General features: G+C 61.0%; 10 protein-coding genes. 9 read left to right on the top strand and 1 reads right to left on the bottom strand.

Going from position 1 to position 13,742, the window contains the following annotated elements:
- A partial coding sequence (locus AACV02_RS28430; RefSeq protein ID WP_256680477.1) for a retention module-containing protein occupies nucleotides 1–2,148 on the bottom strand: 2,148 nt, incomplete at its 3' end.
- A 343-nt stretch (nucleotides 2,149–2,491) separates the two neighbouring features.
- On the opposite strand from AACV02_RS28430, the gene AACV02_RS28425 reads away from it, so the two are divergent.
- From AACV02_RS28425 to AACV02_RS28385, 9 genes are all read left to right on the top strand, one after another.
- Nucleotides 2,492–3,850, top strand: a complete 1,359-nt coding sequence (locus AACV02_RS28425) for a TolC family outer membrane protein (RefSeq protein WP_106577303.1) — start codon at nucleotides 2,492–2,494, stop codon at nucleotides 3,848–3,850.
- A 41-nt stretch (nucleotides 3,851–3,891) separates the two neighbouring features.
- Entirely contained in the window at nucleotides 3,892–6,048 is a 2,157-nt protein-coding gene (locus tag AACV02_RS28420) for a type I secretion system permease/ATPase (RefSeq protein ID WP_119738405.1), read from the top strand.
- On the top strand, nucleotides 6,038–7,402 hold the full coding sequence (locus tag AACV02_RS28415) for an HlyD family type I secretion periplasmic adaptor subunit (protein ID WP_106577304.1): 1,365 nt from the start codon (nucleotides 6,038–6,040) through the stop codon (nucleotides 7,400–7,402). The genes AACV02_RS28420 and AACV02_RS28415 overlap by 11 nt, the downstream gene beginning before the upstream one ends.
- A gap of 214 nt (nucleotides 7,403–7,616) precedes the next feature.
- Nucleotides 7,617–8,510: a TauD/TfdA dioxygenase family protein gene (locus tag AACV02_RS28410; RefSeq protein WP_119738362.1), complete on the top strand. Its 894-nt coding sequence runs from the start codon at nucleotides 7,617–7,619 to the stop codon at nucleotides 8,508–8,510.
- A gap of 26 nt (nucleotides 8,511–8,536) precedes the next feature.
- Nucleotides 8,537–9,388, top strand: a complete 852-nt coding sequence (locus AACV02_RS28405) for an ABC transporter ATP-binding protein (protein WP_106577306.1) — start codon at nucleotides 8,537–8,539, stop codon at nucleotides 9,386–9,388.
- Between the two features lie 11 nt (nucleotides 9,389–9,399).
- Nucleotides 9,400–10,248, top strand: a complete 849-nt coding sequence (locus AACV02_RS28400; RefSeq protein ID WP_119738360.1) for an ABC transporter permease — start codon at nucleotides 9,400–9,402, stop codon at nucleotides 10,246–10,248.
- Nucleotides 10,249–10,378: 130 nt separating this feature from the next.
- Nucleotides 10,379–11,005, top strand: a complete 627-nt coding sequence (locus AACV02_RS28395; protein ID WP_119738358.1) for a TonB family protein — start codon at nucleotides 10,379–10,381, stop codon at nucleotides 11,003–11,005.
- Nucleotides 11,006–11,057: 52 nt separating this feature from the next.
- Nucleotides 11,058–11,978 carry a LysR family transcriptional regulator gene (locus tag AACV02_RS28390; protein WP_119738355.1) on the top strand — a complete coding sequence of 307 codons (921 nt, stop codon included), beginning with the start codon at nucleotides 11,058–11,060 and terminating at the stop codon, nucleotides 11,976–11,978.
- Between the two features lie 227 nt (nucleotides 11,979–12,205).
- Nucleotides 12,206–13,741: an MFS transporter gene (locus tag AACV02_RS28385; RefSeq protein ID WP_119738353.1), complete on the top strand. Its 1,536-nt coding sequence runs from the start codon at nucleotides 12,206–12,208 to the stop codon at nucleotides 13,739–13,741.
- Nucleotide 13,742: the final 1 nt, after the last annotated feature.

Raw genomic sequence — 13,742 nt, 5'->3', positions numbered from 1 at the left:
GATGGTCTGACCATTCGAAAGCGTCACAGTCACCGCAGTTTGCGCCGGGTTAGTCAGCGTAGCGGTGTAAGTGATGTTTCCGCCTTCAACGACCGAGTTATCGGCAGTCAGGGTAACGGTAGTGGTATCAATCGAGTCGGTGATCGTGGTGACCGCAGGCGTAGTGCTCGGTACCAGATTTTCAAAGTTGCCGCCCGTAGCCCCAGTAATCGTGGTGCTGACAGTCGAGCCATTGTTGTAAACGTCGTTAGCCGGCGTATCCACCACCACGGTGCCAACCGACTCACCCGCCTTGATGGTAATCACCGAGCCATTGCTCAAAGTGACCGTCACCGGCGTCTGTGCAGGGTTGGTCAGTGTCGCGGTGTAAGTGATCTGGCCACCTTCGGTGACAGTCTCGCCCGCCGTCAACGTGACGGTGGTGGTATCAATCGAGTCGGTGATCGTGGTGACCGCAGGTGTAGTGCTCGGCACCAGGTTCTCGAAGTTACCGCCAGTTGCGTTGGTGATCGTCGTGTTGACGGTCGAACCGTTGTTGTAGACATCATTAGCCGGCGTTTCAAACACCACCGAGCCCGCAGATTTACCCGCTTCGATAACGATGGTCTGGCCATTGCTCAGCGTCACGGTGACCGGAGTTTGCGCCGGATTGGTCAACGTGGCGGTGTAAGTGATATTGCCGCCCTCAACAACCGAGTTATCGGCAGTCAGAGTGACGGTAGTGGTGTCGATCGAGTCGGTGATGGTGGTCACCGCTGGAGCTGGATTGGTCGCCAGGTTCTCGAAGTTACCACCGGTGGCGCTGGTGATCGTCGTATTGACGGTCGAACCGTTGTTGTAGACATCATTAGCCGGCGTTTCAAACACCACCGAGCCCGCAGATTTACCCGCTTCGATAACGATGGTCTGGCCATTGCTCAGCGTCACGGTGACCGGAGTTTGCGCCGGGTTGGTCAACGTCGCGGTGTAAGTGATATTGCCACCCTCAACAACCGAGTTATCGGCAGTCAGAGTGACGGTAGTGGTATCAACCGAATCAGTGATCGTGGTGACCGCAGGTGTAGTGCTCGGCACCAAGTTCTCGAAGTTGCCGCCAGTTGCACCAGTAATCGTGGTGCTGACAGTCGAGCCATTGTTGTAAACGTCGTTAGCCGGCGTATCCACCACCACGGTGCCAACCGACTCACCCGCCTTGATGGTAATCACCGAGCCATTGCTCAAAGTGACCGTCACCGGCGTCTGTGCAGGGTTGGTCAGTGTCGCGGTGTAAGTGATCTGACCGCCTTCGGTCACCGTTCCACCCGCCGTCAGCGTCACGGTAGTGGTGTCGATGGTATCGGTAATCTGAGTCACGGCCGGATTAGGGTCGAGGGTCAGTACCAGGTTGTTGCCGCCAGTGGTGCCGGTGACGTTGACGCTGATCTGGCTTGGATCGATGTAAGGGCTGTCGTTCGGCGCCAGCGGTACGTTGACGGTGCCGGTGGTCTGGCCGGCAATGATGGTGATCACTGCGCCGTTGGACAGCGTGATGTTCAGGTTGCTGGACGGTGCCTGGGTCACCGTGGCGGTGTAGGTCAGCACGCCGCCGGCTTCGGTGATGCTCGGGGTTGCGCTCAGCGACAGGGTGGACGCCTGCAACACCAGGTTGCCGCTGTTGTCGGTCGAGCCTTGGGCGCCCGCGAGCTGGGTTTGGGTCGCCGTGGTCTGGCCCAGAGGGCCGGTCGGGAAGCCGATGGTCGGGTCGACGCGGCCTGCGGTCGCGTCCAGCACGACGAAGCTGTGGCCGCCGCCCGCGGCGCCGTTACCGGCAGCGGTTGCGCCTGCGGCAGTGGCTTCCAGGTCGGTGGTCGGGTCGGCGCCGGCGGCGATGGCTTGTTGCAGCTCGGCAACCGACGGTGCGGCCTGCTCGGTGGCTGCGGCCAGGTCGAGGCTGGAGTCCGGCATGTCGGCGCTCCATTGGGTATCCCGACCGAGGTCCAGCGTGCGGCCGTCGGCCAATTCCAGGCTGACCGCGCCGGACATGCCGGTATCGACCTGGTCGCCCGCGAACAGGCGATCACCTTCAACGAGGACGCGGCGTGTCCCTTCCGGAGAAATAACGAAAACTTGACCAACAATGCTTTTGACGATGGCAACAACACTGCTCATTAAAGATTTCTCCGGCGATCCGTTTCTGATGATTTCCATGTGGCCGCTCGCAAGTGCGAGGGCCAAACAGGAGGGGGGCGTAGTCTAATTACTTACTGGCGTCAAATAATTGGCTAGATTTATTCGCTATCTAGTTTATGCCAAACTATTGACCTTCTGGTCGCCATCCTAAACAATTGGCCCCGTAATGTCACATTGATATTTATGCGGCGAACCGTCCTACATGTGTGAAGCAGTTCCGCTTTTTGAACTTTCCGACGTACGGTCATTACGGTAGCCATTATCCGACTCAGCGAGGCCGAATCGCTGTGATTTGAGACAAGAAGTCCTGGGGAATTTTTAAATGCGTTTGCACCTGTTCAAGGCAATACCGTTCGTACTCGCCGCCAGTTTTGTACAAGCCCAAACATTGCCCCAGGCCATGCAACAGGCCTTAGACGTGCACCCGGAAATTCAAGCCGGCGTGAACAGCCGTATCGCCGCCGATTACCAACTGCGCGCTGCACAAGGTGGTTACTTGCCTCGTGTAGACCTGAACGCCGGTTATGGTCGTGAAGGCACCGACGATTCCAACACGCGCGCCGCCAGCGGCCCGAACGGCAACCAGTGGGACACCCACAACCGCGGCGAATCGAGCCTGCGTCTGCAACAGATGATTTTTGACGGTTTCGCCACCTCCAGCGAAGTCGGGCGCCAACAAGCCAACGTCAATTCCCGCGCGTACTCCCTGCTGGGTACTTCCGAGCGCACCGGGTTGACCGTCGCCCAGGTGTACCTGGATGTGCTGACACGCCGTGAGTTCGTGCGCCTGGCTGAAGAAAACCTGCGCAACCACGAACGCATTTACGACCAGATCAAACTGCGCACCCAGCGCGGCGTCGGTAACGGTGCCGACCAGGACCAAGCCGAAGCGCGTCTGGCCCAGGCCCGCAACAACCTGATCACCGAGCAAACCAACCTGGCCGACTCCCAGGTCAATTACCTCAGCGCCGTCGGCCAGATGCCCGACCAGCTCGAGCGCCCGGCGCCGTTTGTAGCCATGCTGCCGGCTGACTTCAACGAAGCACGCCGCCAGATGCTCGACAACAGCCCGGTCCTGCGTTCGGCCGAGTCGGATATCTCCGCCGCCGAAAGTCAGTACGAAGCTGCCAAGTCCACCTTCTACCCGCGCTTTGATGCAGAGCTGGGCACGAATGCCGACAACAACGTCGGCGGCGATGCCGGCCACAGCAACGGTTGGGAAGCCATGGTGCGCATGCGCTTCAACCTGTTCGCCGGTGGCAGCAACAAGGCCGACTTGCAATCGAAGTCCTACCAGGCCAACCAGGCACTGGATATCCGCAACAACGCCCTGCGCCAACTCAACGAAGAACTGGGCCTGGCCTGGAACGCCCTGAATAACGCCAACGCGCAATTGCCGGTAGCCCAGCAGTACGTGGATCACAGCACCCGCGTGCGCACCTCTTACCAGCAGCAGTTCAGCCTGGGCCAACGTACGCTGCTCGACTTGCTCGACAGCGAGAACGAATTGTTCACCGCTTCGCGTCGTTTGGAAGAGATCAAGAACATTCAGTTATTTACTCAATATCGAATCAAGGCGACCATGGGCGAATTGCTCAAAAGCCAGGGCGTGGTCGCACCGATGGCCTCCGTCGTACAGAACGACGTGAAGCCAAAAGTCCAACTGCCTGGGATGAATTGAGTCACCCCTATAGCCCCATCTGTTAGTCGAGAGTGCAGCGCGTGGAATCCGAAGTCAGTCGAGTTCATCTCAGTCATGATCCACGCACGCTGCACGACGACCCGTTATTGGACGGGTTGTTGGCGCTTTGTGCCCTGCATCAAAAACCGGCCAGCGCGGCCATGCTCACCACCGGCCTGCCGCTGCCCTCGCAGCGCCTGAGTGCCGAGCTGCTGCCGCGTGCAGCCGCGCGTGCCGGCCTGCAAGGGCGGGTGCTGCAACGCAAGCTGGAACAGATTCCGACCATCGCACTGCCGGCGCTCCTGTTGCTCAAGGACGGTCGCAGTACGGTGCTGGTGGGTTGGCAAGGCGAAGACGAAGCGCGCATTCTGCTCAGCGAAAGCGACGGCGGTGAGGTGCTGATCAAGCGCGAGCTGTTGGTCGACGATTACATCGGCAAAGTCTTCTTCGCCCAGCCGCAGCACAAATTCGACGTCAACCACGGCACGCTGATCCCGCGAGCGCGTTCGTGGTTTCGCGACACCCTCAAGCGTTCGCGCTGGCTCTACACCGACGCCATCGCCGCCAGCTTCCTGATCAACATCATCGCCATGGCGGCGCCGCTGTTTGTGATGAACGTCTACGATCGAGTAGTGCCCAACCAGGCCACATCTACCTTGTGGGTGCTGGCCGTGGGCATCGGCGGCGCGTACCTGTTCGACCTGGTCCTCAAGAGCCTGCGCAGCCTGTGCCTGGACCTCGCCGGCAAAAAGACCGACCTGATCATTTCGGCCACGCTGTTCGAGCGCATTGTCGGCATGTCCATGAAGTACCGCCCGGCACGGGTCGGCAGCTTCGCGCAGAACATCCATGAGTTTCAAAGCCTGCGCGATTTCCTCGCGTCGCTGACCCTCACCAGCCTGATCGACCTGCCGTTCACCCTGCTGATTTTCCTGGTGATCGCCATCCTCGGCGGCCACCTGGTGTGGATTCCGGTGCTGGCTTTCCCGATTGCCCTGGGCATCGGCTACGCCCTGCAAAAACCGTTGGTCGCGACCATGGAGCGGACCATGGCCCTGGCTGCCGAGCGCCAGTCGAGCCTGATCGAAACCCTCGCAGGTCTGGACGCGGTCAAGGTCAACAACGCCGAGAGCGAGCGTCAGTACGGCTGGGAACAAACCATCGGCACCCTCAGCCGGCTTGAGCTGCGCGTGAAGTTGCTGTCGGGCCTGTCGATGAACATGACCCTGCTGATCCAGCAACTGGCCGGCGTGATCATGATCGTGTTCGGTGTGTACCAGATCATCGACGGCAACCTCAGCATGGGCGGCCTGATTGCCTGCTACATGCTCAGTGGCCGTGCGCTGAGCCCGCTGGCCTCGCTGTCGGGCCTGCTGACCCGCTACCAGCAAGCCAAGGTCACCATGACCTCGGTGGACCAGATGATGGAGCTACCCCAGGAGCGCAATTTCGAAGAACGCCCGATGAGCCGTCGCACCCTGCAAGGTGCCATCGAGTGCCGTGGCCTGAACTTCACCTACCCGAACCAACAGAACGCCGCGCTGAAAAACATCAACCTGGTGATCAAGCCGGGCGAAAAAATCGGCATCATCGGCCGCAGCGGCTCGGGCAAAAGCTCCCTGGCCAAACTGATCGTCGGCCTTTACCAGCCCGACTCCGGCGCCTTGCTGGTAGACGGCGTGGACGTACGCCAGATCGACGTGAGCGAGTTGCGCCACAACATCGGCTACGTCGCCCAAGACATCCAGCTGCTGGCCGGCACCCTGCGCGACAACCTGGTCTCGGGTGCGCGTTATGTCGAAGACGAAATGGTCCTGCAAGCCGCCGAACTGGCCGGCGTGCACGAATTCGCGCGCCTGCACCCGCAAGGCTATGAACTGCAAGTTGGCGAGCGTGGGCAGAACCTGTCCGGCGGCCAGCGCCAGAACGTCGCCCTGGCTCGCGCGCTGTTGCTCAACCCGCCCATCCTGCTGTTGGACGAACCCACCAGCGCCATGGACAACACCGGTGAAGAACGCTTGAAACAACGCCTGCAAGCCGTGGTGCAAAACAAGACCGTGGTGCTGGTCACGCACCGTGCCTCACTGCTCTCGCTGGTGGACCGCCTGCTGGTGGTCGACCGTGGGCAGATCCTCGCGGACGGCCCGAAAGCCGTGGTTATGGAAGCGTTGAAAAAGGGGCAGATCAGTGTTGCTTAACTCCATCAAAAGCGCGGTCGGCCGCTACTTCAAGGGCTCCGATTCGTTGCAGGGCCAGCCGCTGCCTGAGGTCAACAAGGCACTGATCGAAGATGCGCCGCGGGTCATCCGCCTGACCATTTGGGCGATCATTGCGTTCTTCGTATTTTTGGTCGTGTGGGCGGGCTTCTCCAGCATCGACGAAGTCACCCGCGGCGACGGCAAGGCTATTCCGTCGTCCAAGCTGCAAAAAATCCAGAACCTGGAAGGCGGCATCGTCTCCGAGCTGTTCGTCAAGGAAGGCCAGATCGTCGAAGCCGGCGCGCCGCTGATTCGCCTCGACGACACGCGGTTTGTTTCCAACGCCGGCGAAACCGAAGCCTTGCGCCTGGCCATGCAACTGCGCGTCGAGCGCCTGAGCGCGCAGGTGGATGACCGCCCGCTGAACATTCCCGACGACGTGCTCAAGGCCGCGCCAAGCCAGGCGGCCAACGAGCGTTCGCTGTATGAAAGCCGTCGTCAGCAGTTGAAAGACGAAGTCGGCGGTTTGCAGGAGCAACTGGTGCAGCGTCAACAGGAACTGCGCGAGTTCACCTCCAAACAAGGCCAGTACCGCAGCCAGTTGTCCCTGCAGCGTCAGGAAATCAACATGTCCGAGCCGTTGGTGGCCCAGGGTGCGGTGTCGCCAGTGGAAGTGCTGCGCCTCAAGCGCGCCGAAATGGAAACCCGCGGGCAGCTGGACGCTACCACCCTGGCAATTCCCCGTGCCGAATCAGCTATCAAGGAAGTGCAGCGCAAGATCGACGAAACCCGGGGCAAATTCCGCAGTGAAGCGCTGACCCAACTCAACGAAGCGCGTACCGAGCTGAACAAGGCTGAGTCCACTGGCCGCGCCCTCGAAGACCGCGTCAGCCGCACGCTGGTCACTTCGCCGGTGCGCGGTATCGTCAAACAGCTGCTGGTCAACACCGTCGGTGGCGTGATCCAGCCGGGCAGCGACATGGTCGAAATCGTGCCGCTTAACGACACCTTGCTGGTGGAAGCCAAGATCCGCCCGCAAGACATCGCGTTCCTGCACCCTGGGCAAGAAGCGATCGTCAAATTCACCGCCTATGACTACACCATCTATGGCGGGCTGAAGGCCAAGCTCGAACGCATCGGTGCTGACACCATCACCGACGAAGACAAGAAAACCACCTACTACATGATCACCTTGCGCACCGACCGCAGCCATTTGGGCACCGATGAGAAGCCGCTGCTGATCATCCCCGGCATGGTGGCCTCGGTGGACATCATCACAGGCAAGAAAAGCATCCTGAGCTACCTGCTCAAGCCGATCATCAAGGCGCGGGCCGAGGCGTTGCACGAGCGCTGATCTTCAGCGCCGGCACGGGCCTCATCGCGGGCAAGCCCGGCTCCCACATTTGAATGTGTACACCCATCAAATGTGGGAGCCGGCTTGCCTGCGATGGCGCCCTCAGCTTCACCACAGACCCCCACCCTAATGCATATAGATATTCACTAACGGTATTTAATCGCCCGTTCTTATATCTATAAAGTCACTCCCCTGTCCGACCGGGAGTGCCCTCATGTCCGCCACCTCTACTGTTCCAACAGCGACCGTAACCGCCCAAACCTTCGAGATCCGGCCATTCCCCGGCAGCGTTGGCGCCGAGATCGTCGGCCTGGATGTGTCTCGCCCGGTTAACGACCATGACTTCGCGCGCATCCACCGCGCGCACCTGGATCACCACGTCGTGGTGTTCCGCGATCAACGCATTACCCCCGAACAACAGATCGCCTTCAGCCGCCGCTTCGGTGTGCTGCAGATCCACGTGCTCAAACAGTTCCTGCTGGCCAACCACCCGGAAATCCTGATCGTTTCCAACATCATCGAAAACGGCCAATCCATCGGCCTGGGTGACGCGGGCAAGTTCTGGCACTCGGACCTGTCTTATAAAGAGCTGCCAAGCCTAGGCTCAATGCTGCACGCCCAGGAGCTGCCCTCCGAAGGCGGCGACACGCTGTTTGCCGACATGCACAAAGCCTGGGACCAATTGCCCGAGCCCCTGCGCAAAGCGGTGGAGGGCCGCCGCGCCGCGCATTCCTACACTGCGCGCTACAGCGAAACCAAATTCGAAGGCAACTGGCGGCCAACGCTGACGCCTGAGCAACTGGCCCAAGTGGCCGAAGTGGTGCACCCGATCGTGCGTACTCATCCGGAAAACGGTCGCAAGGCGCTGTTCGTCAGCGAAGGTTTCACCACCCGCATCGTCGGCCTGCCCGAGGATGAAAGCCGCGACCTGCTGGCCCAGCTCTACGCCCACAGCGTGCTGCCGCACAACATCTACCGCCACCAGTGGCAGCCCCACGACCTGGTGTTCTGGGACAACCGCTCGCTGATCCACTTGGCCGCCGGTTGCCCGAGCCACCTGCGCCGCAAGCTGTTTCGCACCACCATTCAGGGCGATGCGCCTTTCTAATCCTGGTCCTCGGCAAGAGAGTTGAAATGAACGCGCCCCTGCAAGGCCACGCGGCCAGCAACCTGAACACCGCCCAGCCGCTGTTGGCGGTGGACCACGTCAGCCTCGAATACCGCACCCCCGAGCGCGTGGTGCGGGCCACCCATCAGGTCAGTTTCGAGATCGACCCGGCTGATCGCTACGTGCTGCTCGGCCCCTCGGGCTGTGGCAAATCCACCTTGCTCAAGTCCATCGCCGGGTTTATCAAACCCTGCGAAGGCGAGATTCGCCTGCTCGGGCAAAAGGTCGAACAACCCGGCCCGGACCGCATCGTGGTGTTCCAGGAATTCGACCAGTTGCCGCCGTGGAAAACCGTCATTCAGAACGTGATGTTCCCGCTGCTGGCGTCCAAAACCTTAAAGCGTCGCGAAGCCCAAGAGCGTGCGCTGTACTACCTCGAAAAAGTCGGCCTCAGCGCTTTTGCCGATGCTTACCCGCACACGTTGTCCGGCGGTATGAAAGCGCGTGTGGCGATCGCTCGCGCCCTGGCCATGCAGCCAAAAATCCTGCTGATGGATGAACCCTTCGCCGCCCTCGACGCTTTGACCCGACGCAAGATGCAGGAAGAACTGCTGCTGCTCTGGGAAGAGGTGCGCTTCACGCTGTTGTTCGTCACCCATTCCATCGAAGAAGCTTTGGTGGTGGGAAATCGCATCCTGTTGCTGTCGCCGCATCCGGGGCGCGTGCGGGCGGAAATCCATAGCCATCAATACGACCTGCACAGCCTCGGCGGTGTGGAATTCCAGGCGTCGGCGCGGCGCATTCATCGCCTGCTGTTCGATGAAGCGCCCGAGGCCGAACGTGAGTTGGGTTTTGCCGATATCCGCATCGCTTACTAAGGGGCCGACCTATGCGCCAGGAATTTGAAGTACACCTCGAACCGCTGCTCAGCGTCCCCGTTGAACGCGAGCTGCCGCTGCGCCAACGCTTGTGGCAGCAAGGCTGGCTGCGCAAGGGCCTGATCCTGATCGTGTTGGCGATCATTTGGGAGGCAGTCGCGCGTTACCAGAACAATGACCTGCTGCTGCCGAGCTTTTTGCAGACCGCTCAAGCGTTATTCGACGGCCTGCTCAGCGGTGAGTTGTTGAGCAAAGTGAGCATCTCGCTGGCAGTGCTGATCAAGGGCTATGTGATCGGCATCGTGCTGGCGTTTGCCCTGACTACGCTGGCGGTCTCGACCCAGCTTGGCCGCGACCTGCTGAGTACACTGACCTCGATGTTCAACCCGCTGCCGGCCATTGCATTGCTGCCGCTGGCCCTGCTGTGGTTCGGCCTGGGGCAGAACAGCCTGATTTTCGTGCTGGTGCATTCGGTGCTGTGGGCCTTGGCGCTGAACACGTATTCGGGGTTTCTTGGCGTGTCTGAAACCCTGCGCATGGCCGGCCGCAACTACGGCCTCAAGGGCATGCGTTTTGTGCTGTTCATCCTGATCCCGGCGGCGCTGCCGTCGATCCTTGCCGGCCTGAAAATCGGCTGGGCATTTGCCTGGCGCACATTGATCGCCGCCGAGCTGGTGTTCGGCGCCACCAGCGGCAAGGGCGGTTTGGGTTGGTACATCTTCCAGAACCGCAATGAGCTGTACACCGACAAGGTGTTTGCCGGCTTGGCCGTGGTTATCCTCATCGGGTTGCTGGTCGAAAATCTGGTGTTCAACACCTTTGAGCGGCTGACGGTGAAGCGCTGGGGCATGCAGCGTTGATACTTATAGGGTGGCAGACCCCCCGGTTCAAACAGGAGTCATTGTTCTTTATCGGCGCGAGCTCTGATAATGCCGTCCGAACCTGACGTCGCCCTGGCGTCAGGCATGCGCGGTAAAAGGATTTACGACGATGCGGTGTTTTGTACTGGCGGCGGCCTTGTTGTTCTCGACCTCGGTGTTTGCCGAATTTACGCCCGACGCGGTGGCCATGCCCAAGCCGCTTTACCCTTCTAGCCTGATCAGCACCCAGGGGCATGCGCGCATCAGCTTGAAGATTCACAGCGACGGCACGGTCAGTGATGTAAAGGCGCTCTCCGCCACCCAGCCGGCCTTTGGCGAAGCCGCCGTGGCCGCGGCGACGCTGTGGCGTTTCAAGCCCTGGACGGTCAGTGCCGACCGCCCAGCGGTGCTTGAGGCGCATAACGACATGATCTTCACGCCTGAACCGCCCAGCCCCAAAACGGTTCAACTGACGTTTACGCAAACTCTGTTTCAACCCTGCAGCGCGTTGACCGAAGAAGTCAGCCAGTTCCGTCGCGATTACCCCGCGCGCCCGCTGATCGATATCAAGAGCTTTGCCATCACCCGCGTTGCGGTGATGTTCCCCGCGCTCAGCGGTAAAAGCGACTACAAACAAGGCCTGGCCAAGGCCGACGAACTGGAAAAAGCCCTGCCAGACATCGTGCGCCAGTGCCAGGCTCACCCCAAGGCTGCCTACGCGGACTACTTGCCGCGCACCTTCAAGCGTTACCTGTAAAGCCTGCTAGGATTGCGTGCAGTTCACTCTCCAACGATCACGAGTGCTTGGCATGCAATTACCGGACATGAACCTGTTGGTCGCCCTCGACGCCTTACTTGATGAAGGCAGCGTGGTCGGCGCCGCGCGGCGCATGAACCTCAGCCCGGCGGCCATGAGCCGCACCCTCACGCGTATTCGCGAAGCGGTGGGCGATCCGATCCTGGTGCGCGCCGGGCGTGGCCTGGTGCCGACGCCCAAGGCGCTGCAGTTGCAAGGCCAGGTGCGCAACGTGGTGGAGCAGGCGGCGTTGTTGTTCCGCTCGGCAGACCAGGTTGACCTCAGCACCTTGCGCCGGCGATTCAGCGTGCGTGCCAATGACTTCTTTGTCGGCGTATATGGCGGTCGGCTGTTCGACACCATGGAACGCATGGCACCGCAGTGCGAGCTGTGTTTCGTGCCTGAAGGCGACACCGACGACGAGGCATTGCGCGAAGGTCGGCTGGACCTGCGGGTGAGTAATTCCATGCCATCCAGCCCCGAAGTGAAGGTGCAGAACCTGTTTTCCACCACCTTTGTGGGCCTTGCGCGCGAGGACCACCCGCTGTTCGACGAAGAAATCACCGCCGCGCGGTTTGCCAGCTACTCCCACATCAGCATTTCGCGACGCGGCATCGCCCGCGGGCCAATCGACACCGCGCTCAATGCCCTGGGCTTGGAGCGCCGCGTGGCCATGATCGCCCCAGGCTTTCATGGCGCGATGTTCATGCTGCCCGATTCCGACCTGCTGCTGCCGGTGCCCAAGGAAGCCCTGCTGAGTGCCAATCGCCTGAAGCTGCCCCTGCGCGCATTCCAGTTGCCGATCTCCCTGCCGACCCTGATGCTGGCCCAATTCTGGCACCCGCGTTTCGACAAAGACCCTGCCCATAAGTGGCTGCGCGAAACCATGCGCGAAAGCTGCCATGCCACCTGGCTGGAAGCGCAACCCAGCTGAGATTCACTCGATCAATGTGGGCGCTGGCTTGCCTGTGATGGCGGTCTGACTGTGTAGGGATTCATTGCCTGACCCACCGCTATCGCAGGCAAGCCAGCTTCCACAGAGATCAGCAGTGCCCCTGAGGATTGCGTCTGACGCACTTATAAGCTTCCAGCAAGTAACTTTTTGTTATGGGTGTGCCTGATTAAACTGCTCGGGTATTTCTAATCCCGAGTTACCTGTCCATGACCTCCCTCGCTGCCCCCGCCCTCCAGGCTGCAGCCAAACCCCCTGCGCTCAACCCGCCCGTGTTCGGCCCGCGCATCATCATTGGCTTGGTCGGCGTCTTGCTGGCGGTGCTGGTGTCCGGTCTCAACGAGATGGTCACCAAAGTCGCCCTCGCCGATATCCGTGGTGCGCTGTACATCGGTTTTGACGAAGGCACCTGGCTGGTCGCGGCGTATACGGCGACCTCCGTGGCGGCCATGGCATTCGCGCCCTGGTGTTCGGTGACGTTTTCCCTGCGCCGCTTCACGCTGTGTGCCATCGCTTTGTTCACCGTGCTGGGCATCCTGTGCCCGTTTGCGCCGAACTACGAAACCCTGCTGGTGCTGCGCACCGTGCAAGGCCTGGCCGGTGGCGCGTTGCCGCCGATGCTGATGACCGTGGCGCTGCGTTTCCTGCCGGCCAACGTCAAGCTGTATGGCCTGGCGGGTTACGCACTCACCGCCACGTTCGGCCCAAGCCTGGGCACGCCGTTGGCGGCGCTGTGGACCGAGTACGTCGGCTGGCAATGGGCGTTCTGGCAGATCGTCGCGCCGTGCCTGCTGGCGATGGCCGCCGTGGCCTACGGCTTGCCACAAGACCCGGTGCGCCTGGAGCGCTTCAAGCAGTTCAACTGGCGCGGCTTGCTGCTGGGTTTCCCGGCGATCTGCATGCTGGTGATTGGCTTGTTGCAGGGCAATCGCCTGGACTGGTTCGAGTCCGGCCTGATTACCTTCCTGCTCAGCGGCGGCACGCTGTTGCTGGTGCTGTTTCTGATCAATGAATGGTCGCAGCCGATTCCGTTCTTCAAGTTGCAGATGCTCGGCCTGCGCAACCTGGCGTTTGCCTTGATCGTGCTGGCAGGCGTGCTGATGGTGCTGACGTCGGTCATCATCATCCCGTCGAGTTTCCTCGCCCAGGTTCAGGGTTACCGGCCGCTGCAAACGGCGCCGGTGATGTTGCTGATGGCGTTGCCGCAGTTGGTTGCGCTGCCGTTGGTGGCGGCGCTGTGCAACCTGCGCTGGGTCGATTGCCGCTGGGTCCTGGGGATTGGCTTGAGCATGCTGGTGCTGTGCTGTGTGGGCAGCTCGCACCTGACGTCGGAGTGGATCCGGGATGATTTTTACGGCCTCTACCTGCTGCAAATCTTTGGTCAGCCCATGGCCGTGCTGCCGCTGCTGATGCTCTCCACTGGCAGCATCCAACCGATGGACGGGCCATTCGCCTCGGCGTGGTTCAACACCGTCAAAGGCCTGGCCGCCGTGGTCGCCACCGCCGTGCTGGATGTGCTGACCACCCAGCGTCTGCACTTTCACTCGACCATGTTGGTGGACCGCCTGGGCAACTCGCCCCTGGCCGACGGCGACGCGCCGGGCCTGGCGCACCGCCTGCACGAGCAGGCCGTGGTGCTGACTTCTTCGGACCTTTATTACGTCATGGCCGCCGTCGCGGTGGCGTTGATTCTGCTGATTTTCTGGATGCCGACGCGAATTTTTCCACCGCGCGCACCGACCTAGC

It is taken from the genome of Pseudomonas sp. Larv2_ips (genome assembly GCF_963879675.1).
Taxonomy (GTDB): domain Bacteria; phylum Pseudomonadota; class Gammaproteobacteria; order Pseudomonadales; family Pseudomonadaceae; genus Aquipseudomonas.
The sequence above is the reverse complement of the archived record's forward strand: the minus strand, read 5'-3'. Positions and strand labels throughout refer to the sequence as shown.